Genomic DNA, 24,316 nt, shown 5'->3' with positions numbered 1-24,316 from the left:
AAGAAAATGGAGTGGCCGTCGATAACAAACTCTATGAAGTTGATGTACTGATTTTAACCACAGGTTTTGATGCGATGACAAGCCCATTATTTGCACTTGGTTTGCAATGGAAGATCAACAAAAAACTATCAGAAAAATGGCAAAATGGTCCACGTATCTATCTAGGTTATACTGTGAGTGGATTTCCTAATTTATTTTTAGTCACAGATCCATAAAGCCCTTCTGTACTTTACAATATACCTTAATCATTGAAGGAACGGTGACGGATACGGAAGGCAATATTATTCCAAATGCAAAAGTGGAAATGTGGTATGCAAACAGTTTAGGGCACTATTCATTCTTCGATAAGTCGCAATCTGATTTTAATGGATGTCGGACAATTTTTACTGATGCCAATGGCAAATACTTAGCACGTATCACCATGCCTGTAGGGTACGGTTGTCCACCAGATGGAACACACAAGCTTTGCTTAACAAGCTGGGGCGACATGGTAATCGTCCTTCACATGTATATTATTTTGTTTCAGCTGAGCATTATTGCAAGCTGACCATGCAGTTCAATATTGAGGGTGATCAATATCTCTGGGATGATTTTGTCTTTACTACCCGTGATGGATTGGTGGCAACCACAATTGATGTGACAGATCCCCATGAGATATCCAAATATGGTTTAGATCGGGCATTTAAGTATATTTGGTTTGATATTGAACTGGTGCATAAAAAAAGCGAATATCCTTGTAACAGAAGTGGATCGTCGTCGAGCCAGTGCGTAATTCATTTATCCTGATAAAAATAGCCATATAATTGGCTGTTTTTATATTAGACTTCTTTCATAAGATCTCTTTTAGCTTAAAAAGTGATCATCTTTTTGATGGATATTTGTACCTCAGTTTTTTGAGTATTCATGCATAATCTACGAATGAAATACATCGTTCAAAAAAGTTTTCTGAAACTCAGTTCTTAATGGTTGAGCAGATGAAGACGCATGTTACAGCCACAGGTAGATCACGCAAGTTAAGTGTGGAGGATCTTCTCCTTTGTCTCAGCTATTGGCGTGAATATCGAACTTTATTTCATTTTGCGACAAATTATGGATTTCCTTGAAATTTTAGACTTCTTTCTAGTGGGGTGTCCTCATTTGATGTACATATTTCACTCTTATAATCTATTCAATTAAAATATCTTATATCTCCATTCTAAAATTACGTTTTCCAACATGTCACGCAGAGTCATAACTGATGAAATTTGGGTGAAAATCTAACAAACCATGCAATTTTATGGCTGCTACCTCTCACGCAATGGCAAAGACATTATGGAAGTCATTTTATGGAAATTTCGCACAGGTACTCCTTGGTGTGATATTCCTGATGATTTTTGCCTATGGCAAACAGTATACAACTGCTTTAATTGTTGGACCAGCAGAGGATTATGGGAGAATTTTTTAAACGGCGAGGCATATTGGATAAAGAATGGGTCTTCATTGACGGAAGTTACATTCTTCGTGTGCATCAACATGCAAGCGGAGCTAAGTATGGCGAAGTTAGAGCAATTGGCACATCAAGAGGCGGAACTACTACAAAGATACACCTCTTGCTTTACGAGGCAGATGTCAAAAGTTATTGTTTAAGTGTTTTTTAAGTTAGTCCTTATACATTGCAATTTCCATACGGAAGAATAATTAAGCTGAATTTTGGGATCAGTTAAACGCCAAATTCTAGTCAATTTAGTTTGAGCTGTTTGAATTTGATGGCTTGGCTCGTGCAATAACACTAAATTTTTTCATATTTTGTTGGTAAGCATTGCTGCATGCCAATTTCGATAGTGTAGAAATGCAATGTTTGAAGTTGTGCTGGTTTGAATTTTAAGGCTTTATTATTCCGCAGGGCTAAAAAATTTAGGACAGTAGAACAGAAAATGGTCGACTGTCTTATTGTTGGTGATAGCCGGATGTACTACGTATTTTGTTAGACGTATAGGGACTAATAATCCCCGAACGAATTCAGCATATGATGCAAACAAGTCTCATTAGTCATTCTTTCATTATGGTTTACACTCTTTAATTTTTCCCTGAGCAAAATTGAAATGTATTTCAAGGACGTGTCAGAGAAATAAAATGGGTTTATGAAAGTCGCTTATAGAACATTGGCTTTGTTTTTCTTGGCAATATTTGTTGTAGCCTGGTTTTATGATGATTGTACCGATAAGTAGAATTGTTCGATGGCCTGTCAAGAAAACATTTAATGTCTGCTTTAAAGAAAAGTGACAAGGATGGTAATCGGCTTGATTATTGCAAGTAGTGTGGTTAATTTAAATGATATTCACTTTACTTATCGTTTTGTGGGCATCATGAAGAAGAACTTGATCTTATCGAATAACAGGTTTAGCGCGGAATTAAGTTACGACAAACCTGTTATAACAATATAGATAAATACTCAATGTGTAATATTGCGGTGACTATTCAGCACAAGTTCAAATGGCAATACCCCTGTGATTTGAAAGTGCGAATGGGAAAAATTGATCAATAGAGATGATAATAGTATTGTTTATACTCATCATATCTAAAGGGATTGATGTTGTAGTCAATTGTGATAAATATCAAACTGGTTTTTGGTAGTTATTGAACCATGGTGGGCCACAGCTGAAAATGTTTGTATGTGCATGATGCATTATATACTTGAGTGTCATTCCTACATATTTATATTCTAGGGATGATGTAGTTTTTTTCCAGAGTGGCGCAGCAATCACCCCATAATTCAGTGGTGTGATTATTGTAATAGCGGCAACAAAAACATGGGCATGATAACTTGCTTCCACGGTTGTTGAATTTGCTGGATATTGACAGTCATGTCATTCAGCCCGAATTAAATATGTTGGTGTAGTGTGCCAACCTGTAAATTGTAATTAGAGTGCATCGAATGTTCAAGATCTTAATAATTGAAGATGATTTTATGATTGCAGAGTCCACCATTACCCTGTTGAAATATCATGGTTTTGATGTTGAATGGGTCAATAATGGTGTTGATGGTCTGACAGAATTGTCTAAGCAAGCGTTTGATATCGTGTTGCTTGATCTTGGTTTGCCGATGATGGATGGCATGCAGGTTCTCAAGCAGATTCGCCAACGTACACAAATTCCTGTTTTGATTATCTCGGCGCGGGATCAGTTAGAAAATCGTGTGGATGGTTTGAATCAAGGTGCGGACGATTATTTGGTGAAGCCCTATGAATTTGAAGAGTTATTTGCACGTATTCAGGCCTTGTTGCGCCGCGCAGGTGTTGGTGTAAAAACCACTACAAATGATAAAGTACTGATTAATGGTGATTTGGTACTGGATATTGAACAGCACATTGCCAAGCTCAAAGGGCAAATCATTGAATTATCGAATCGCGAATGGGCAATTTTAACGCCGCTCATGACTCATCCAAATAAGATCTTTTCTAAGTCTAATTTGGAAGATAAGCTGTATGATTTTGACAGTGAAGTGTCTAGCAATACCATTGAGGTTTATATTCACCATTTGCGTGCCAAACTCGGGAAAGATTTTATTCGTACCATACGTGGCTTGGGCTATCGTCTAGGACATAACTGAGTTCAAATATAAGAATGCAAAAAGCTAAGTCTTTAGGATCAAAACTGGTTGTTCTCACATCGCTGCTGAGCGTGGTGATGGCATGTATTTTGATGTTTTCGACTTATCATATTGCGCTTAAAGAGCTGACTCGAATACTCGATACCCAAATGCAGTTCTTGGCAACGCGTGCGACCACATTTAATTTAAAAAGTACCCATAGCAGCTTTAATCTTGACCATGAATATGAGCGCCAAGAGCTGTTTATGGATATTTGGTCGTATGATGATGTGAATCAACCTAAAACAAATCAGCTACTTGTCCCTCGAGTCAGCAAGGCAGGTTTTTATCAGCATGAAACTGATAATGGCACATGGTATACCTATGTGTTGCCAACGCCAAAATTCCAAATTCAAGTCAGTCAACATGAGCGTACCCGACAAGTTTTGGCCTTAGAGCTGGCGGGCAGTATGGTGTTGCCTTATATTCTGATCATGCCATTTGTGCTGTTTATTATTTTCTGGATTATTCGGGGGAGTTTGAAACCACTGGATGATCTGAAAAGTGAACTGGCGCAGCGCGATTCCAATGAGCTTACTCATATTCAGGAAGAACAGTATCCAATAGAGCTGTTACCTGCAATTCATGAAATTAACTATTTATTTGACCGTATTTCTAAAACTCAGCAGGAACAGAAACAGTTTATTGCCGATGCAGCGCATGAACTACGTACTCCAATTACAGCATTGAATTTGCAAACCAAGATTTTACTGCGTGATTTCCCTGAAAATACGGCATTGATTAATTTAAGTAAGGGCTTGGCGCGAATTCAACATTTGGTGAGTCAGTTACTGGCACTTGCCAAACAGGATGCTTCGCTGAATATTCTGGAAATGTCGAAGAAATTTCGTTTAAACGATGTGGCATTAAATTGTGTCGAACAGCTGATGAATCTGGCGATGGAAAAAGACATTGACCTAGGTTTTGAACGCAACGATGAAGTTATTCTACAAAGTTATGAACCGACGGTGCATTCCATTATTTATAATCTGATTGATAACGCCATTAAGTACACCCCAACACAAGGTGTGATTAATATTGCTGTATATCCAGATCAGCAGCAGCAAGTTGCGTATATTTGTATCGAAGACAGTGGCCCAGGAATTCCACAAGAGCAGTATGAAGACGTGCTCAAACGATTTTATCGAGTACATCACCACCTAGAAGTGGGGAGTGGGCTAGGATTATCCATTGTACAAAAAGCGATTCAACATGTAGGTGGAACACTGAGCTTTGACAAAAGTTTAGAATTGGGGGGCTTGAGAGTTTTAGTCAAGCTGCCTATTCGCTTGCAAACACTCAATTCATGATGAAGTCGGCTTGAGGTTTTTTAAGAAAATCAGGAAGATCTTCATGCGTTTCCCATCATTTCCTGTTTTTTCCACGCCTACGCTGTTTAGCCATGCAAAACGGCATCCAACTTTATTGAGTCGTCGTAAAATGTCCTGACGGTCTTTGAGCGCCTCTCGAACCAACTGTTCAATCACAGGTCGTTCTTGTTCATTAAAGCGAAATGCTGTAGAAAAGAGCAGACAGAGCCAGTCGCGCGCCTGACAAATTTCAAGATCAAGTGTCGTGCGTGGGTCAGTTTCAAAGTCGATAAAAGAAATATTTTGCTGACTATCAATCAAAATATTACGAGCAAAGGCTTCACTTAAATAACTATTTTTGGCGTGGATCTGTTTCAACGCACGAATTGTCGCTTCAAATAAATTCTGACGTTGCTGAAAATCTGATGTGCGTGCAAATGCATGATCAAGCTGCATCAGTTGCTGGTCATGATAGGAAATATCTTGAATCAGAAGTCCTGTATCTGATTCGGCAAGCACTTTAGGAACAGAAGCGCCAATTGTTTCAAGTTCACGGATGCGTTTGGCTTCACAATGAATCGCATCAGCACCACCATAATTCGGCACTGGAGCTAAAATTTGCATGTTCAGTAGTTTGGAAAACCACTGTAAAGGCAGGTAAATCCACCAAGGGTGACGTTTCGATGCCTTCTTGAGCCAAACCTTTAAGTCATCAATCATATATGATTGAATTGATTCAGTTTGCGTGGGTGCGGTATGCTCTAAGAACTCTTGATATTTGTGCATGCAAAAAACGACACCTGATTTAGGTGATATACGAAAACAAATTGGAATGAAAATGTAGCTCAGTTTGCAAAATAAGTATAGGAATATCTTTCAAATATTCTCTTTTAGATTGAGAATAAAATGCAGGGTGAACCTAAAAATAAGTTCACCCTGTCAAAGACTTAGAATTTACTTTCTTCAGCATTTGCTGAAATTTTATGAATGGACAAATCTGCGCCGCGGTATTCATCTTCTTGGGTTAAACGGATTCCCATCGTGACTTTAAGTAAACCATAGACGCCAAAACCGCCTGCCAGTGCAATCACAATCGCCAGCAGAGTACCAATCAACTGCGCAATAAAAGACACACCGCCTAACCCGCCAAGAGCCGTTTGCCCAAAAATACCTGCAGCAATGCCTCCAAGCGCACCACAAACACCATGCATTGGCCAAACACCGAGGACATCATCGACTTTGAGCTTGTTCTGGGTATAGGTAAATAGCTGGACAAAGACAATTCCTGCAATCCCGCCAATCAGTAGTGCTCCGACGGGATGCACGATGTCTGAACCAGCGCAAATAGCGACTAATCCTGCTAATGGACCATTATGCAAGAAGCCCGGGTCATTTTTACCCATATAGTTAGCGGTAATTGTGCCACCGACCATTGCCATGAGTGAATTGATGGCAACCAATCCTGAAATGGCATCTAAACGCTGAGCGCTCATGACGTTAAAGCCAAACCAGCCGACCATTAAAACCCATGAACCGAGTGCTAAAAATGGAATTGAAGAAGGTGGGTGAGCTGCAATTGCACCATCTTTACGGTAGCGTCCATAACGTGCGCCCAGTAAAATTACAGCAGCTAAAGCAATCCAGCCACCCATGGCGTGAACAACGACTGAGCCTGCAAAGTCATGAAAACTCGCACCAAAAGTATGTTGTAGCCAGTTTTGTAAGCCTAAATTGCCGTTCCAGATCATTCCTTCGAAAAATGGATAGACTAAGCCAACTAATAATAATGTGGCGATTGCCTGTGTGCGCATTTTGGCGCGCTCTGCAATCCCACCCGAAATAATAGCTGGAATGGCGGCGGCAAATGTCAGCAGAAAGAAACAGCGCATCAGGTTATAACCATGCTGCTCCGCAAGTACGCTACCGGAATGGAAAAAGTGTTGACCATAGGCGATATAGTACCCGACGAAAAAATAAGCAATTGCAGAGATAGCAAAATCAGACAAGATTTTACTTAGTGCATTGACCTGATTTTTATGTCGAACCGTACCCAATTCTAGAAATGCAAAGCCAGCGTGCATGGCAAGCACCAGAACTGCACCGAGCAATAAAAATAAAATATCGAAATTTTGCATCATGATCGCTTAAAAATAGTGCTAATTTGGAAATATGCACAAGTATAGCGATGCCTGTTGCACCAATATAGAAGTGATTGGATGGAAATTCTAATGATAACAATGCAAAAGAGCCTAAGACTCGATATAAAGCAGTTTTTGCACTAAAACAGAAAAAAAGCACAAAAATAGTGCTTTATTGAGGGTGATCAGCTAAAAGGCGTGTTGTGCTTTACAATAATATTAGAAATGAATAAAGTGAAATAAGTCATAACTATAGGTATAACAAAGTATAAAATGTCTGATTTAAAAGATCCACGCGTGCTTTTAGCTTTAGAACGTACCTTACTAGCTTGGAACAGAAGCAGTTTGGGGTTGATTGCGTTTGGTTTTTTATTGGAGCGTTCAAGTTTGCTTATACATGTCCTTGAATCGACCCAAAACTCGCCTAAAGTCGCATTAAGCAAATGGTTTTCTGTATTTATTGTCCTCTTGGCAGTAGGGATCAGCCTTTGTTCAATACGACAATATAAAGTTGCCTTGAAGTCATTAAACCCATCTGAAATGATTGTTGGCTATCGAACAGACTTACCCGTAATGTTAGGCTTGATTAACATTTTATGCGCAGCGATGCTGTTTGTCATTTTTTTCATTTAGCGATTGCTGGGTATGTTGAATTGAACTTCCAGAGATCATGTCCTGTGTTGACGTTGCCTATACTGATTTGATGGGTTAAGGAATTGATCAATGGCAGAAATTAGAAAATAAAGAATCAATTTTGCTTGATTGGGCTTATTGAAAAATATTTAAGTTTAAATATCTTATTTTATATGTTTTATTGCTTTTATACGGGAGAAAGTGATGGTTTGGATGTATCCAATCCGTTTTGGATTCAACTACATCACTGACTCAAATGAAACCTGATAAAGGATTAAAATATAAGAGAATAATGGTTTTTTCTTCAGACCGAAAAGGTAGAGCTTTGGTTTTACCCACGTAGTGAACAATGCTTGGATACCTGAATTTAGTACATGTTCAACTTCGAGTGTGTTTGTATGATTGGAGCATTCGCTGAGTGACGGGTACAAAAGTTGCTTTATCTGGCTGTTTTTTATCTCTCAAATATACCTGTCTTGTGATCTGGTATTTTAATGCTATGTATGTAGACGACACATGATGTATAACAGAGATAATATAAATTAAAACAATAGCTTGTTATAAGGGAGTAATCATAATGTTTCAAATGGATTCCTTTCGGAATCGCCTGCTGGTTTTATTTACAGGTTTGTCTTTTACTTTGGGTTTATGTATTACCTTATATATTGGTGAAATTGCCTCAGAGCAAATGGAAAAGGCAAAGGGCCAGGCTTTATATATTTCTGCAAAGAGTATCAGTAATACACTTGCCAACTCCTTGACTGAACGTGAACGTGAGATGGTGCTCTTAAGTCAGTCGCCATTTGTTGCGGAAGCCGATTTTCATAACCCGCGGGTACAACAGCAATTAGATCAGGTTAAAAAATCTTATCGGTATTATGCTTGGCTTGGCATCGCCAATCCTTCGGGTCAGGTTGAAGTTGCTGCGAATCAATTGTTACAAGGGGCAGATGTTACGGAGCGTCCTTGGTTTATCAATGGTTTAAATCAGGTGTATTTAGGTGATGTACATAAAGCCGTATTGCTGGCTAAAAAGATCAAAGCCATTAACCCCAATGAGCCGATGCGTTTTATTGACTTTGCCACGCCTATTTATAATCCCGTTACGCATAAAGTTAAAGGTGTGCTTGCGGCACATGCGGACTGGAGCTGGGCAAGTCTGTCTTGAATAGTTCACTCTCGCAAGATGCTGCTGAAAAAGGCATTGAAGTGTTTATTGTGAATCAGCATGGCGAAATTCTCTATCCGTTTAAAAGTATTGGACAGGTTAAGCCACCTACTTTGACTCATCCACAATCAACCTATTTTTTAGATCACTGGCATGGAGATCAAGAATATTTGACCACAGATGTACCTGTGTTGTCTAAAACCCAGATGAGTCTGGGCTGGCATGTCATTATCAGGCAGCCTGTTACAATTGCATTGGCTGATGTCAGATCCTTACAACATCAAATTATGCTGATTGGTTTTGTGCTGTCTTTGCTATTACTTGTGATTACTTATAAGCTTGCCAATAAATTTAGTTATCCGATCGAAATCTTGGCTCGAACGGCTCATGCTGTTGAACAGGGTCAGGAGAACCTGAATTTTGAAACCAAAACCACGATTCGTGAAATTAAATGGCTATCGCAATCGTTGGAAAGCATGACGGAAACATTATTAACGCAAAAGCATCAACTTCAGGATGCCAATCTTACGCTGGAACAAAAGGTGCAAGAGCGCACGCAAGAGCTTGAAATTGCAAACAACGAGTTAATTAAACTGGCACGTTATGATGCCCTGACAGGGCTGCATAATCGCCGTGCTTTTAATAATTATATTGAGTATCTGTTTGAACAGATGTCACGTACCCATCAAGTTTATGCTGTGTTGTTGATGGATATTGATTTTTTCAAAAAAGTGAATGATACCTATGGGCATGAAGTCGGTGATCACGTTTTGCAATGCGTTGCTGAGCTTTTACCAAGTGCAATAAGAACCACTGACTTTGTGGCACGCTTTGGTGGCGAAGAATTTGTTGTTTTGTTACCTGCAACCGCTTTAGATCAAGCTGTATTAGTTGCTGAAAAAATTCGTCAGACCATCGCTCAAGAGACCATCATTGAAAATCACCCAATTACTGCGAGTATCGGCGTAAGTATTGCCACACAACAGGATGCAGAAGTGAATGACACCATTCGCCGTGCAGATAAGTGTTTATATATAGCCAAAGAGCAGGGACGGAATCGGGTGGTGTCTGCAACATCAACTGCAATCACTGGATAGTTTGTACTCGGAATCGAGGGCTTGAGCTACTTTTGATGAACCGAAAACTGCGTATCACATAGATGAAGCATATTTGCGGTGGCAGAGGTTAAGTAATTGAGTTAGATCACATTTGTAACTCAAGATGTTTAACCTTGCTGCACCAGATTGCTAACCTTGTTATAGTGCTTCTTTTGCAAGTTTGATAGGCGATGACTTCTGATTTAAAGATAAGCGTACAGAAAAAAGCTGAACTTCCTCCACAGCAAAAAAAGCTCAATCGCCTGATCGACAAAATCGAACAGCAAAAAATCAGCCTTGCTAGTTGGAAAAATGCTCAAGCCGAGATTCAACAGCACACGCGACAAAAGCTCTTGCCTGTCTATGCCGAACTGCATACTGTGCTGTTTCAGCAAATGCAGCAGCTTTGGAACATGCTACACAGCCACGAATTTTCCAAAGCAGAGATACAACAACTCGATGAAAAAATTGCCAGCCTTGCCAAAGTCTTAAAACATTCGAAATCACTGTCTGCTGATCAACAAACTCAGGTCTCTGAAATTATTAATTTTTATCAGCAAGTTGCAGCGCAATCGACCACTAAAAAAACTAAAAAGTCGCAAAATGTGAGTGCCGAGTATCAGGAAACTCCTCAGCAAGATGAGTTTGAGATAGAGCAAGACTTTGAACAATATGCCGCAGAGCAACAACAGGCACGAGAACAAGCCAAACAGCAACGACTGCAACAAAAACGTGAGCAAGCTGAGCAAATGGCAGCCCAGTCGCTGAAAACGGTGTATTTAAAAATCGCTGCGATGATTCACCCAGACCGTGAGCAAGATGAAACTAAAAAAGAAGAAAAAACTGAGTTGTTCCAACAGGCGAATCAGGCATATGAACAGCAGGATTTGTTTTATTTACTGAAAATGCAGTTACAGCTTGAACAGAACAAGGGGCTGACTTCGAAAGAATTAACTGCCGAGCAAGTGAAGTTTTATCAACTAGCATTGGATGCACAAAGTCAGCAGCTTGAAAGCCAAATGAGTGACATTTTGGATTCTTTCCAGTTGGGTAATAAAGTCAAAGCTGAACATGTGCATATTGGCGATGTCTATAAAGCCATAGATGCCGACTGTGCGACGTTAAAGCAGCAGTTGAAGTGGGAAATGGAGCGTTTAAAGCATATGAAAAAGGTGAGTGGATTGGGGATGTTGATGGAGCAAGGAGCGCTTTAATGCTTTTCTCCCTCTCCCTATGGGAGAGGGTCGGGGTGAGGGTAGAGTTCAAGAAAAATTATTTTAGAATACCTCTCCCTAGCCCTCTCCTAGAAGGAGAGGGAAATTAAAATGGAAAATAAAAAATGAAACTAAATCCACAATTATTAGAATTCGCCAAAACCATGCGAAGCAATGCCACAGATGCAGAACACTTAATCTGGCAACTACTTCGCGCTAAACGATTTATAAATTTTAAATTTCGCAGACAGCATGTGATTGCTCCATATATTGTGGATTTTTACTGTCATGAGTTGGGTTTAGTGATTGAGCTAGATGGCGGTCAGCACAATACCGAAGATGGTCGAGCTTATGATGCTGAGCGAACCAAATTTTTAGAGGTTTTGGGCTTAAAAGTGGTGAGGTATTAGAATAATGATGTACTGGGAAATACAGAAGCAGTTTTGATGGATTTGTGGAATATATGCTTTGAACGGAAAAGTCTTTCTCTCTAACCCTTTCTTAAAATAGGATAGGGTTTATGTTCCGATGTATATTTTTTTACTAAAAAATTATAATTACATCTATTTTATAAGTGAATCAAAAAACTTAAAGGAGTTATAATGCCTGAATTAAATAACACTTGGAAAGATTTTTTTAATAAAGAGAATGTTTATAGTTATGCTAAAGCTTCAATGGATTTATATGATTATCTAAAATCTCTTGATGGTGAATATAATAGTATTGTAATTCCAAGTCGTGGAGCTATGCCATTTTTAAGAAATGCATCTTCATTAAATTATTTAAAATTACAAACATTTGAAAATAGAGATGAAAGATTTGCTTTTAAAATGGAAAGTTTAAAGGATTGTTTGGGTAACTACTGTGTATTACCTTTCTCGGCAGATCCTTTCGATGAATTTAATTCTAAATCTATAAGAGGTTTTTGGGTAAAAGTACTTAAAGATTTAATTGATGCTAAAAAAGATAGCATTTATTTGAAATTTTACAGATTTTTAGTTGAAAAAGTTGCTCATGAAGAATGGTATCATTCACTTCATTATAATTTGCCTAATGATAAATTTATTTTTATTGATACTGTAGTTTCAGGGCAAGCTATTTGCGAGATTATTGAACACTTTAAGGAAAATCATCTTAATAACTTCTATCTAATTCTAATTGTTGATGAAAATGGTGAGAAAATTAAACCTGAATTTAAAAGGGTTCTTGATCATTACATTGCTATGCAACAATGTACTTTAATAAAAGTAAAAAAACTTTATACTGAGGATCAAGGACCTGCTGTTAGCGGTATTTGGAGTACAGTTTATCCTCAGATAATGTCTAAACTTAATGAAAAATATGAGTGGGCAAAAGATATTTATGGTGCAGGAACATTTTATACAAAAGTATCAAGTTCTAGAAAAATAAATGGATTCAATACGCATCAAGCTGACTATAACCTTCCTGTCACAATTATGTATAGTACGCTTTCACAACATATATCTATGGTTTTACAGTATTGGGTACGGAATGAGGTATTAGAAAAGAATAGAAATATTGGTTCAAACTGTTTAACTGATGAAATAGTTCACGCAATGATTGAAAAAAATAATCAGAGTTTAGATCAACTATTATCTTTTTCTTTCCAGCTTGATGCGGAACATTTAGATGAACTAATACAAAATAATGAAAATCCTTTAGATAGAGAAACGACAAAAAGACTATCTACTCCAAGGCTTGCAGAAAAATATGATGAGTTTGATGTTAGTGTGAGCAGTTCACATTTAGTAAGAATCTCTTTTCCTGAATCTAAGGTTACAGATCTTCTTAATATTTTTGAAAAAGATTATATGACATTGAATAACGTATTCCATGATTCTCCTTTTGAAAGAATTAATCAAAGAGTGAAATAAAAAAATCCCCTCATTTCGAGGGGATTTTTATATCAAACTACAGCATCAAAGCGCTGCAATCTGATCCATATTCGCCTTAATCTTCGCTAACTGGTCAGCAAACTCAGCCAATTTCGCTTTTTCACCCTCAACCACAGCCGCAGGTGCTTTCGCCACAAAACCTTCATTACCAAGTTTAGTGGCAATCTGGTCATGCTGCTTTTGCACTTTGTCCAAGTCTTTTTGAAGGCGACCCAATTCCGCTTTCGGGTCGATCAAGCCTTTCATCGGTACAAATACAGACACGTGACCTACAACACTTGAAGATGACAATGGTGGTTGCTCAGCATCAGCAAGGAAGGTAATGCTTTCAACTTTTGCCAATGCTTTAAACAACGCTTCAATACGGGTGATCTGTGCTTTTTCGGCATCTGTGGTGTTTTGCAGCAGCACAGGCAATAAACGTGCATTACCTAAGCCCATTTCACCACGAATGTTACGCACCGCACCAATCAAACCTTGCAACCATTGCATGTCTGCTTCAGCTTGGTCATTGATTTTCTCTTGAGCAGGTACAGGGTATGCCGCAGTCATAATGGTTTCGCCTTGAATACCTAACATCGGTGCAAGGGTTTGCCAAATTTCTTCAGTCAAGTACGGCATAATTGGATGCGCCAAACGTAAAGATGCTTCCATCACCGCCAATAACACACGACGAACTTCCGCTTTACGCTCTTCAGAAACTTCAGCAGCGTTCAATACTGGCTTGGTGAGTTCCACATACCAGTCGCAATATTCATTCCAGATAAAGTCGTAAATTGCTTGCGCAGCCAAGTCTAAACGATAGGTTGCAAATGCTTGCTGAACCGCTTGTTCCGCTTTTTGTAAACGGCTGATGATCCATTGCTCAGGCAATTCCCAAAGATCAGGGCGTGCAGTTTGACCTACAGTTTGACCTTCGACATTCATTAATACAAAACGGGTCGCATTCCAGATTTTGTTACAGAAGTTACGATAACCTTCAACACGCTTCATGTCGAACTTAATGTCACGACCTGTGTTGGCAAGCGCACAGAACGTAAAACGTACTGCGTCAGTACCATAAGCCTGAATGCCTTCTGGGAACTCTTTACGGGTCGATTTTTCAATCTTCGCTGCTTGTTTCGGATTCATCAAACCTGTGGTACGTTTTTCAACGAGGGTTTCAAGGTCTACACCGTCAATCAAGTCGAGTGGGTCAAGGACGTTACCCTTAGACTTCGACATTTTCTGACCTTCACCATCACGCACCAAACCATGTACATACACAGTTTTGAACGGAACTTGTGGTGTGCCATCTTCATTTTTCATGAAGTGCATGGTCATCATGATCATACGGGCAACCCAGAAGAAAATGATGTCAAAACCAGTCACCAACACATCGGTCGGATGGAAAGTTTTGAGAATGTCATTGGCAGCGTCTTTTGCCGCGTCGCCAGTCCAGCCTAAAGTCGAGAATGTCCATAGACCTGACGAGAACCATGTATCAAGGACGTCTTCATCTTGTTGCAGACTCACGCTATCCGCAAGGTTATGTTTCGCGCGAACTTCTTTTTCGTCACGACCCACATAAACATTGCCTTCGGCATCGTACCAAGCAGGAATACGGTGACCCCACCATAACTGACGTGAAATACACCAGTCTTGAATGTTGTTCATCCACGCCATGTACATGTTGGTGTACTGTTCTGGCACAAATTTGATGCGACCATCTTTCACCGCTTCAATTGCGGGCTCAGCCAACGGTGCAATTTTTACGTACCATTGATCGGTCAATAATGGCTCAACGATCACGCCTGAACGGTCACCGCGTGGTGCTTTCAAGTCATACGGCTGGATTTGGTCTAACCAGCCTTCCGCTTCTGCTTGCGCAACCAATTGTTTACGTGCAGCAAAACGCTCCAAGCCCACATAGTCGGCAGGGGCAGCGATGGTTTGCGAAATCTGTTCGCCTGCTTTGGCAATGTATTCAAACTCAGCTAACACTTCTGCATTTTTGTTGAAAATGTTGATGATTGGCAAGTTGCAGCGTTTACCCACTTCATAGTCGTTGAAGTCATGGGCAGGCGTGATTTTTACACAGCCTGTACCGAAGTCTTTTTCAACGTATTCGTCAGCAACGACAGGCACTAAACGATCTGTAATTGGCAGGATGATGTTTTTGCCAATCAGGTGCGCATAGCGTTCATCTTCAGGGTGAACCGCAACGGCTGTATCGCCCAGTAAAGTTTCTGGACGTGTTGTTGCAACCACCAAGTAATCTAAACCGTCTTTGGTTTTGAGGTTTTTGTCTTCAAAGAAGTATTTGAAGTGCCACAATGAGCCTTTTTCTTCGTGATTTTCAACTTCAAGGTCAGACAGTGCCGTTTGAAGTTTTGGATCCCAGTTCACCAAACGTTTGCCACGGTAAATCAGACCTTGTTCGTGTAACTGAACAAAAACTTCTTTAACTGCGTTAGACAATCCTTCATCCATGGTGAAGCGTTCACGTGACCAGTCAACAGAAGAACCCAAACGACGAATTTGACGGGTAATGTTACCGCCAGATTGTTCTTTCCATTCCCAGACTTTGTCGATGAACTGTTCACGACCTAAGTCATGACGGCTAATGTTTTGTGCCGCAAGTTGACGTTCAACCACCATTTGTGTGGCAATACCTGCATGGTCAGTTCCTGGTTGCCACAAAGTGTTTTTACCCATCATACGGTTGTAGCGGGTGAGGGCATCCATAATGGCATTGTTAAAACCATGCCCCATGTGCAGGTTACCTGTGACGTTTGGTGGTGGAATCACGATACAAAACGAGTCACCCTGACCAGATGGCTTAAAATAGCCTTTCTCTTCCCAGGTTTGATACCATTTTTTTTCGATCTCGGTAGGATCGTAGGTTGTAGCAATATTCTGAGCGGAATTCGCAGTTGCGTCAGTCATAGTTAACAGATCAAAAGTGCAAAAAAATTGGCTCCATTGTAGCAAAAAAATCCACAAGATTAAGCTACAAAGCGTCGGCAATCTGTGGCATATCATGCGACAATATTCAGTTAAGCGATAAATTGGATGCTTGAAGCAGGATTTTTTATGGGGTATGTGGTCAGTTTGCAGGTCAACCCGCAAAGTTATGCACAATTTTTGGCATTACAACAGAAACTTAATGCCGCAACAAAACAAAAACTGGCACATGAGTTGGGGCAACTGCTTGCCGATGTTGCGGTACAAATTATTCAGCAAGTGTTTGTGGATTTATTGGTTCAGCAAAAGCAGCGTGTACAACTTCCCGAAGGGCATCAAATTGCACAGGAATCGGAAAAAGTCGTGCAGCACGTTTTAGATGCCCTGCAAAAATATTTGCCATGGTCAGTGGCTTTGCTGAGTAATGCACGCTTGGCACGTATTGTGAATTACTTTGCTGAGCTGATTACCCTGCAACAGGAACAGGTGTTTTTACGTTATCCTGTGAGTGAAGCATTGGTCGAGCATAGTTTAAAACTGGTTCAACAGGTTCAGGCAGGTGAGGCCAGTCAGATTAGCCCTGCATTCCATGCGCTCACCGATATTATTGATCAAGGGATAACGCACCTAATCCGCACACCCAAAGCCATGCTGGATTTTAATTTTGTGGTGGATAAAACTTTAAATGGGGTCATACAGATGACCACACATATGGGTTATAAGCGGTTACAGGGTTTAGGCAAGGAAGTTGATCTACACGTTGCGCCCTATTATATCGATCATTTCCTGAAATTTTTGATTCGTGATGGACATACACAATAAGGCAGTTTATGAAAACACAAAATTTGCAAGATCAGGTGGTTTGGATTACAGGGGCATCTTCGGGAATTGGGCAAGCGCTTGCGATTACATTTGCAGAGTTGGGAGCGCAGGTGGTTTTATCGGCACGTCGTGACAGTGAGTTGCAGCGGGTCAAAGCTTTGTTGGCAAACCAAGAGAAACATATTTGTATTGCGCTTGATATTACCAATGCCGCACAGGTTGAACATGCGTTACAGCAAGTTTTGGCAGAAAAAGGCAGAATCGACTGGCTCATTAACAATGCAGGTCTAAGTCAGCGCGCTTTAATTCAAGAGACTTCCATGGAGACTGAGCGCAAAATTATGGAAGTGGATTATTTTGCCCAAGTTGCCATGACCAAAACCGTTTTACCGACGTTGCTCAAGCAAAAGTCGGGTCGGGTGGTGTTTATGTCGAGTGTAGCAGGGCTGATTGGAACTCAATATCGTGCCACCTATTCGGCTGCCAAAGCTGCGATTCATATGTGGGCAAACAGTTTGCGTGCCGAAGTTTCCGCACAGGGAATTGGCGTTGCTGTGGTATTTCCTGGATTTGTCAAAACCAATGTGTCGTTAAATGCATTAACAGGCAATGGTGAAGCGCAAGGTTTTCAGGATCAAGCCATTGAGCAAGGTTTAGATGCAGATGAATTTGCTCAGCAGACAGTCAAGGCCTTGTTGCAAAATCAGGAATATATTGTGATTGGTGGTAGAAAAGAAAAACTGGGTGTAATGCTGTCACGTTTGTCACCATCCATTTTGTATAAACAGATTCGTAAAGCTGAAGTGAAGTAATAAAAAAGCCCACCGAAGTGGGCTTTTTTTTTGTCTGACTTATTTTTTCTGATTACGTTCTGCGCTTGAAGCAGGGTATTGTACTTTGTCTGAAGTGTTGGCTTTCACACCACCACCTAAGGTTTTATACAATTCAATCTGGTTGTTCAGATTGGTTTTTTCAAGAGCTAGTAAGCCCTGTGCTGCAGAGTAGTTTGAGCGCTGTGCATCCAAAACCGTCAAGTAATTATCAATCCCTGCACGGAAACGGGCCGTTGAGAGTTGATAGTTTTTGTTGGTTGCCTGTACCAAACTACGTTGTGCTGCCAAACGTTCATTAATGTGGGCACGGGTTGCTAACACATCATTCACTTCACGGAAAGCCGTTTGAATGGCTTTTTCATAAGCAGTCAAATACAGTTGTTGATCGACTTTTGAAATCTTGACGTTAGTTTTACGAGTTCCCCAGTCAAAAATTGGTAGATTGATCGACGGTGCAAATTGCCAAACGGCTGAACCCGATTTAAACAGGTCGCTCAACTGATAACTCGCGAAACCTGCATTTGCAGTTAAGCTAATAGTTGGGAACATAGCTGCTTTCGCTGCACCAATATTGGCACCCGCCGAACTTAATTGATATTCAGCCGACACAATATCTGGACGGTTGTTCAGTAAGTCACTTGGCAAGCCCGCTGCCAACACTTTTTGTGAGGTAATCTGTTTCAAGGTGTCGGTTGGTAGTAACTCTGTTGGAACAGGTTTACCGACTAAAAGATCAAGCAAGTTTTTGGCTTGTTCAAGCTGAGTCTTATAATTCGCAACGTCACTACGTGCAGTTTCTACAGAAATTTGAGATTGGCGCAGTGGCACTTCACTGTCGATACCGACATCAAAGCGTTTTTTGTTGAGGTTATACGACTCTTGCTGTGCTTTAAGCGTTTGCTGTGCCAGATGTAAGTTGGCATTGGCATAAGAATAACTCACCCACGCCTCAGCCACCTGACTAATTAAGCTAATTTGAGTTGAGTCTTTCGCTGCACGCGTCGACAGATAACTATCGAGTGCTGCATCTTTTAGACTGCGCACACGCCCCCAGAAGTCTAATTCATAAGACGTTACCCCAAGAGAAACCTGATAGACCGAATATGGTTTCCAATTGGAGCTGGCTGTTTGGGCACGAGCGTAATCGGCTTGTGTACCAACAGTGGGCAGTTGATCAAGTTCAGTCACATGATATTGCAACTGTGCTTTTTGAATATTCAATGCTGCAGTACGCAAATCACGGTTATTGTCCAAACTCATTTCAATGACTTTTAACAAACGTGGGTCTGAAAAATAATCTTTGTAGCCTTGCTCTGCAACAGAAGATCCAGCAGTATTTTGCGATGCAAACTGATTTGGAATATCGGGTTTTGCAACAGGCTCTGGACCGCGCATGCTTTGGCAGGCAGCCAAAGCAAGCGCAAGCGTGGAGACGGCAATGCTACGACCTGTAAGAGACCATATTTTTTGCATCACGATTTATGCTCCTGAATTTGGGTATTCTTTGGTTTGTATTTAAAGATACTACGAATCCAAACAAAGAATACAGGAATGAAGAAAATACCAAGTAATGTTGAACTGAGTACGCCACCCAATACACCATAGCCAACGGAATGCTGGCTACCTGCACCGGCACCTGTTGAAATGGCAAGCGGCAAGACACCAAAACCAAATGCCAACGTGGTCATGATAATTGGTCGTAACCGCAGTTTTGCTGCATGCATGGTGGCTTCAAACAGATCTTCACCTTTTTCTTGCAGTTCTTTTGCAAATTCGACAATCAGGATCGCGTTTTTCGCCGAAAGACCAATCACCGCAATAATTGCCACTTGGAAGTAGATGTTATTGGCAAGATTTGGATTCTTCAAGATCATCAAGCCAACAAAGGTGAGTGCTAATGCACCGAGTACACCGAGTGGTACAACCAATAATACTGAGAAAGGAACTGACCAGCTTTCATATAACGCTGCCAAGCACAAGAAGACAATCATTAATGAAAGGGCATATAGGTAAGGACCTTGTTTACCAGAATCTTGTTCTTCAAGTGATAGACCTGTCCATTCATAGTCGAAGCCTTTTAAGCCCATTGCAGGCAATTTCTGCATGATTTCCTGCATGGCTTTGATGGCTTCACCTGAACTCACACCTGGTGCTGGCGCACCCTGAATGTTAATAGACGATACACCATTATAACGCTCTAAGCGCGGTGAACCATATGTCCAAGAGCCAGTAGCAAAGCTAGAGAATGGAACCATTGTACCTGCAGTGTTGCGAACGTACCATTTATTTAAGTCTTCAGGCATCATGCGATTTGGTGCATCACCTTGGACATAGACTTTCTTAATACGACCATGATCAAGGAAGTCATTTACATAACTACCCCCCCAAGCAATACTCATGGTGTTGTTAATGTCTGACAGGCTAATACCCATTGCACCCGCTTTGGCTTGGTCAATCTGAATTTGATACTGCGAAGTATCTTGCATACCATTTGGACGTACTGCCATCAAGCGTTTGTCTTGGGATGCCATGCCCAAAATCGCATTACGTGCTTCAAGCAGTTTGGCATGCCCCTGACCATTTACATCTTTGAGCATAAAGTCAAAACCAGAACTTGTACCCAGTTCAGGCATTGATGGCAATTGTAATGGGAAGATCATAGAAGCATCTTTGATCATGCCATTGAGTGCCATTGCGCGTCCAACCAATGCACCGATTTGGGTTTCTGGTGTTTTACGTTCGCTCCAGTCTTTGAGTTTGACGAACTGAATACCCTGGTTTTGACCAACCCCTGTGAACGAGAAGCCTGCCACACTAAACACTGATGTAACACTCGATTTTTCTTTATTCATGAAATAATCGGTCATAGTGTCAAGCGTTTTGCCTGTACGTTCCAAAGAAGCATTGGTTGGTAATTGTACCAATGCCATGACGACACCTTGGTCTTCATCGGGTAAGAACGCTGTTGGCAGTGATTTAAACAAGAAGCCTAAAAGCCCAATCACAAGCACATAAAATGTCGTAGAGAGCACTTTATTGTGTGTCATGCGATTGACGCCGTTTTGATAGCGTTGTGATAAATTGTCGAAACCGTTGTTAAATCCTCTAAAGAAACGCGCAAAAACATGGTTGCTTGGTGCTTTATTTGGATCATGCTGTTTCAAAATGGTGGCACAAAGAGCAGGCGTAAAGGTCAAGGCAATAATCAATGACAAGACCATCGCAGTGACCAATGTAATCGAGAATTGTCGATAAATAACCCCAGTTGTCCCACTAAAAAACGACATTGGGATAAACACGGCAGTTAATACACTGGTAATACCAATCAATGCCCCTGTAATTTGTCCCATCGATTTTTCGGTGGCCGTGACAGGGTCAAGATGCTCTTGCTGCATCAGTCGTTCGACATTTTCTACCACCACAATTGCATCATCTACCAGCAAACCAATCGCAAGTACCATCGCAAACATGGTTAAGGTGTTAATGGAGAAGCCGAACAGGTTAATGATTGCAAATGTACCCAATACCACCACAGGAACTGCAAGCGTTGGAATGATAGTTGCACGCCAGTTCTGTAAGAACAGGAACATGACAATAAACACCAGTACGATCGCTTCAACGAGAGTATGTACCACGTTTTCAATTGACAGTTTGATAAATGGTGTACTGTCAAATGCAATCGTATCTTTCATCCCTGCAGGGTAGTTTGGACGCAATTTTGCAAGAGCAGCCTGTACGTTGTTGGCAGTATCGAGTGCATTTGCACCTGTTGCCAGACGAATCGCAACACCACCAGCAGCTTTACCATTATATTTAGTATCATACTGATAGTCTTCAGCACCAAGCTCTACACGCGCCACATCACCCAAGCGGACTTGAGCGCCCGATGTGGTGTTTTTCAGAATAATATTTTTAAACTGCTCTGGTGTCTGTAATAGGCTTTGCGCATTGACTGTCGCATTGATCATCTGACCATTGACTGAAGGTGAGCCACCGAGCTGACCGACAGAAACCTGAGTGTTTTGTGCTTGAATCGCGCTACTTACATCACTTGGTGTGAGCTGATAATTGGTCAGCTTGGCAGGATCGAGCCAGATACGCATCGCATATTGACCACCGAAGACCTGAACTTCACCTACACCCGCAACACGGCTGAGCGGTTCAGAAATATGCGAGTTCACATAGTCCTTGATGTATGCACCGCTTAAGCTGTCATCAGGTGAATAGAATGCAACGACTTGCAAGAAGCTGGCGCCCGATTTTTTAACGGTCACGCCTTGACGCTGTACGGCTTGAGGTAAAGATGCTGTTGCAGTCTGCAACTTATTTTGCACCTGAACCTGTGCCATGTTCGGGTCAACGCCTTGCTTGAAGTTCACTGCAATTGACACTGAGCCATTTGCTGCACTTTGTGAGCTGATATAGCGCAAACCATCCAAGCCATTTAATTGCTGTTCAATGACCTGTGTAACGGTGTTTTCAACAGTTTCAGCAGATGCCCCTGGATACATCGCCGAAATTGTAATTTTCGGTGGGGCAACTGTTGGATATTGTGCAATTGGCATTTGTGTCAGCGTAATAACCCCCGCCAACATAATCACCAATGCAATCACCCATGCAAAAATTGGGCGATGAATAAAAAAGCGAGCCATTCAATCTACCCCTTAAGCATGTTGCTGTGCTTGCTGTTTAGATGAGCTTTGAGCAGGTGCCGATGCATTTGGTTTTGCGACAGGAGTAACAGGATTGGTTGGCGTTGCTGCTTGAGCAGGGGCAGGTTGATACGGTGTAGTTTTCACCTGTTGACCTTCTTTCACTTTAGCAACACCATCGGCAATTACTTTATCGCCTGATTTTAAACCACTGGTTACAATCCAGTTTTGACCTTGAGCAGCAGAAGTCTGAACATTGCGGGTTTCTACGATCCCTTTTGCGTTGACAACAAATACCGTTGCTTGGCCTGCTGGTGTACGAGACACGGCAATTTGTGGCACAAGATAAGCATTTGGAACAACACCTTCCACAATTTGAGCGGTGACGTACATACCAGGAAGGAGCAAGCGATCTGGATTAGAGAACACGGCACGAATGGTAATACTTCCGGTGCTGGTGTCTACACTGGCATCGGCAAAGGCAAGGTTGCCCTGATTGCCATATGTGCTTCCATCTTCGAGTTTAAGTTTAACTTTGGCGTTATTGCTGTTGTCTAAGCTGCCTTTTTTCAGTTCCTGACGCAAACGCAACAAGTCACTGCTCGACTGGGTAATATCGACATAAATTGGATCTAGACGTTGAATTTTAACCAGTGCATCGGCTTGTCCCGAAGTGACTAAAGCACCTGCGGTAAATGATGAACGGTCAGTTTGACCTGAAATAGGCGCACGAATTGTAGAGTAGCCTAAATTGATTTGTGCAGAATTTAATGCTGCGCGTGCTGCTTCAACCTGAGCTTTTGCAACTTTGACTTGGCCAACCAAATCATCATAGTCCTGCTTGGCGACAGCATTAATGCCAACCAACTGGTTATAACGATTCATTTTGGTGGTTAAGCTATTTAGATTGGCTTCTTGCTGTAACAAACTCGCTTGGGCATTTTCAACACTAGCACGGTTAGCACGAGAGTCGATTTGATACAAAGGTTGCCCTGCTTTGACATAGCTACCTTCAGCAAATAGACGTTTTAAAATGACACCACCTGTCTGAGGACGAACCTCAGAGACTTCATAAGGCGATGTTCTACCTGCGAGTTCAACCGTTTTTTCCACATTTTGTGGTTGAGCAACAATTACACCAACTTCAACCATAGGTGCTTGCTGGGAAGCGGCAGCTTGCTGCGCATCCTTTTTGTCATTGCTACAACCAACAAGTGCGATACTTGTTGCCAATGCGCAAGCAGTAAGGGTTGGAACCCAAAGCTTAGCTGCCATCATTCTTACACCTCTTTTAGATTTTTTCTAAAAATTAAATTGTTTTTTACTCATGTGAATTCGTATGAATCCAAGCCAAATCAAGGCGGCCCATAAAAAGCCAATGCCCCAACCTGCCAATACATCTGTTGGGTAATGCACACCTAGATATATTCGAGAAATTCCCATTAATATGAACCAGAGACATGCTATTAGTGCGATACTACGGAAATGTTGATGTTGTCGGTAAATCATCATTGCAAGGCATGCCAGTGTTGCGGCAGAGACACTATGACCACTAGGAAAGGATGCGCCATAGCTATTGACCATATGATAGATAGAGGCAGGGCGTGGACGATCAAAATACCACTTTAAAGTCCAGCCAATAATACTGCTCCCACTCACTGCTAAAATGATTGTTGTGACTATTGCATACTGTCGAATGCGCAACCAGTAAACACACCAAAGTGTTGTAAATATCAATACAAAAGGCATACTACCCAGATCAGATAAGCCTTTTGCAATAACATCTAACCACTCAATTCGATGTAGGCTCAATATTCTGACAATTTGATAATCTAAGATTTGAGTGTGCATTAAATTCAGTACACTGACACTGAAAATAAAAAAAACACAGCCAATACAAAACATTAGATACGGCATGCATAAACCTTGCAATTGAGGTCACCGAATAACGGTATTTTT

The 24,316-nt window shown here is 41.1% G+C and carries 17 protein-coding genes and 4 pseudogenes; 14 read left to right on the top strand and 7 right to left on the bottom strand.

Annotated elements, in window-relative coordinates; genetic code table 11:
- Window positions 1–11: 11 nt before the first annotated feature.
- The 6 genes and pseudogenes from E0H77_RS04900 (at window position 12) to E0H77_RS04875 (ending at window position 4,938) form a co-directional block, all read left to right on the top strand.
- The gene (locus E0H77_RS04900) at window positions 12–215 is read left to right on the top strand and encodes a hypothetical protein (protein WP_131375455.1); all 204 of its coding nucleotides are present in this window, start codon (window positions 12–14) and stop codon (window positions 213–215) included.
- A gap of 44 nt (window positions 216–259) precedes the next feature.
- Window positions 260–786: pseudogene (locus E0H77_RS04895) on the top strand (dioxygenase family protein).
- A 480-nt stretch (window positions 787–1,266) separates the two neighbouring features.
- Window positions 1,267–1,428, top strand: a pseudogene (locus tag E0H77_RS14040) (transposase); the annotation flags it as partial.
- Between the two features lie 59 nt (window positions 1,429–1,487).
- A pseudogene (locus E0H77_RS14035) lies at window positions 1,488–1,589 on the top strand (IS5/IS1182 family transposase); the annotation flags it as partial.
- A 1,325-nt stretch (window positions 1,590–2,914) separates the two neighbouring features.
- A complete protein-coding gene (locus E0H77_RS04880; protein WP_131375449.1) occupies window positions 2,915–3,589 on the top strand; it encodes a response regulator transcription factor in 675 nt (224 codons plus the stop codon).
- Window positions 3,590–3,603: 14 nt separating this feature from the next.
- Complete coding sequence (locus tag E0H77_RS04875; RefSeq protein WP_171478312.1) at window positions 3,604–4,938, top strand: ATP-binding protein; 1,335 nt, start codon at window positions 3,604–3,606, stop codon at window positions 4,936–4,938.
- On the opposite strand, the gene E0H77_RS04870 is transcribed toward E0H77_RS04875, so the two are convergent.
- Together E0H77_RS04870 and E0H77_RS04865 are read right to left on the bottom strand one after the other, a co-directional pair.
- On the bottom strand, window positions 4,933–5,724 hold the full coding sequence (locus E0H77_RS04870; protein ID WP_131375447.1) for a BUD32 family EKC/KEOPS complex subunit: 792 nt from the start codon (window positions 5,722–5,724) through the stop codon (window positions 4,933–4,935). The genes E0H77_RS04875 and E0H77_RS04870 overlap by 6 nt on opposite strands.
- 161 nt (window positions 5,725–5,885) lie before the next feature.
- Complete coding sequence (locus tag E0H77_RS04865) at window positions 5,886–7,073, bottom strand: ammonium transporter (RefSeq protein ID WP_131375445.1); 1,188 nt, start codon at window positions 7,071–7,073, stop codon at window positions 5,886–5,888.
- Between the two features lie 276 nt (window positions 7,074–7,349).
- On the opposite strand from E0H77_RS04865, the gene E0H77_RS04860 reads away from it, so the two are divergent.
- From E0H77_RS04860 to E0H77_RS04835, 6 genes and pseudogenes are all read left to right on the top strand, one after another.
- The gene (locus E0H77_RS04860) at window positions 7,350–7,709 is read left to right on the top strand and encodes a YidH family protein (RefSeq protein WP_131375443.1); all 360 of its coding nucleotides are present in this window, start codon (window positions 7,350–7,352) and stop codon (window positions 7,707–7,709) included.
- A gap of 577 nt (window positions 7,710–8,286) precedes the next feature.
- Window positions 8,287–8,877, top strand: a complete 591-nt coding sequence (locus tag E0H77_RS14030) for a hypothetical protein (protein ID WP_228258294.1) — start codon at window positions 8,287–8,289, stop codon at window positions 8,875–8,877.
- A complete protein-coding gene (locus E0H77_RS13810; RefSeq protein ID WP_228258293.1) occupies window positions 8,874–9,974 on the top strand; it encodes a diguanylate cyclase in 1,101 nt (366 codons plus the stop codon). Before E0H77_RS14030 ends, E0H77_RS13810 begins: the two co-directional genes overlap by 4 nt.
- Before the next feature lie 191 nt (window positions 9,975–10,165).
- On the top strand, window positions 10,166–11,188 hold the full coding sequence (locus E0H77_RS04845; protein ID WP_131375441.1) for a coiled-coil domain-containing protein: 1,023 nt from the start codon (window positions 10,166–10,168) through the stop codon (window positions 11,186–11,188).
- A gap of 125 nt (window positions 11,189–11,313) precedes the next feature.
- Window positions 11,314–11,595: pseudogene (locus E0H77_RS04840) on the top strand (endonuclease domain-containing protein); the annotation flags it as partial.
- 195 nt (window positions 11,596–11,790) lie between these two features.
- The gene (locus E0H77_RS04835) at window positions 11,791–13,083 is read left to right on the top strand and encodes a hypothetical protein (protein ID WP_131375437.1); all 1,293 of its coding nucleotides are present in this window, start codon (window positions 11,791–11,793) and stop codon (window positions 13,081–13,083) included.
- Between the two features lie 45 nt (window positions 13,084–13,128).
- Here the strand turns inward: E0H77_RS04835 and E0H77_RS04830 are convergent, their stop codons facing one another.
- Entirely contained in the window at window positions 13,129–16,032 is a 2,904-nt protein-coding gene (locus E0H77_RS04830; protein WP_131375435.1) for a valine--tRNA ligase, read from the bottom strand.
- 147 nt (window positions 16,033–16,179) lie between these two features.
- Here E0H77_RS04830 and E0H77_RS04825 point away from each other — a divergent pair, with 147 nt between their 5' ends.
- Both E0H77_RS04825 and E0H77_RS04820 read left to right on the top strand, forming a co-directional pair.
- Entirely contained in the window at window positions 16,180–16,872 is a 693-nt protein-coding gene (locus E0H77_RS04825) for a hypothetical protein (protein WP_131375433.1), read from the top strand.
- A gap of 8 nt (window positions 16,873–16,880) precedes the next feature.
- Window positions 16,881–17,684, top strand: coding sequence for an SDR family oxidoreductase (locus E0H77_RS04820; RefSeq protein ID WP_131375431.1), 804 nt, complete (start codon window positions 16,881–16,883; stop codon window positions 17,682–17,684).
- Between the two features lie 39 nt (window positions 17,685–17,723).
- On the opposite strand, the gene adeC is transcribed toward E0H77_RS04820, so the two are convergent.
- The 4 genes from adeC to E0H77_RS04800 are packed head-to-tail and all read right to left on the bottom strand — an operon-like array spanning window position 17,724 to window position 24,274.
- Complete coding sequence (gene adeC / locus E0H77_RS04815; protein WP_131375507.1) at window positions 17,724–19,178, bottom strand: AdeC/AdeK/OprM family multidrug efflux complex outer membrane factor; 1,455 nt, start codon at window positions 19,176–19,178, stop codon at window positions 17,724–17,726.
- Window positions 19,178–22,357 (bottom strand): efflux RND transporter permease subunit, encoded by a 3,180-nt coding sequence (locus E0H77_RS04810; RefSeq protein WP_131375429.1) that lies wholly within the window; start codon window positions 22,355–22,357, stop codon window positions 19,178–19,180. The genes adeC and E0H77_RS04810 overlap by 1 nt, the downstream gene beginning before the upstream one ends.
- A gap of 12 nt (window positions 22,358–22,369) precedes the next feature.
- Complete coding sequence (locus E0H77_RS04805; protein ID WP_171478311.1) at window positions 22,370–23,635, bottom strand: efflux RND transporter periplasmic adaptor subunit; 1,266 nt, start codon at window positions 23,633–23,635, stop codon at window positions 22,370–22,372.
- 24 nt (window positions 23,636–23,659) lie between these two features.
- Entirely contained in the window at window positions 23,660–24,274 is a 615-nt protein-coding gene (locus E0H77_RS04800) for a phosphatase PAP2 family protein (protein WP_131375427.1), read from the bottom strand.
- Window positions 24,275–24,316 lie beyond the last annotated feature (42 nt).

Origin of the sequence: Acinetobacter brisouioides, assembly GCF_004331075.1 — a bacterium.
Lineage (GTDB): Bacteria > Pseudomonadota > Gammaproteobacteria > Pseudomonadales > Moraxellaceae > Acinetobacter.
This window is presented reverse-complemented; position numbering and strand designations above follow the sequence as displayed.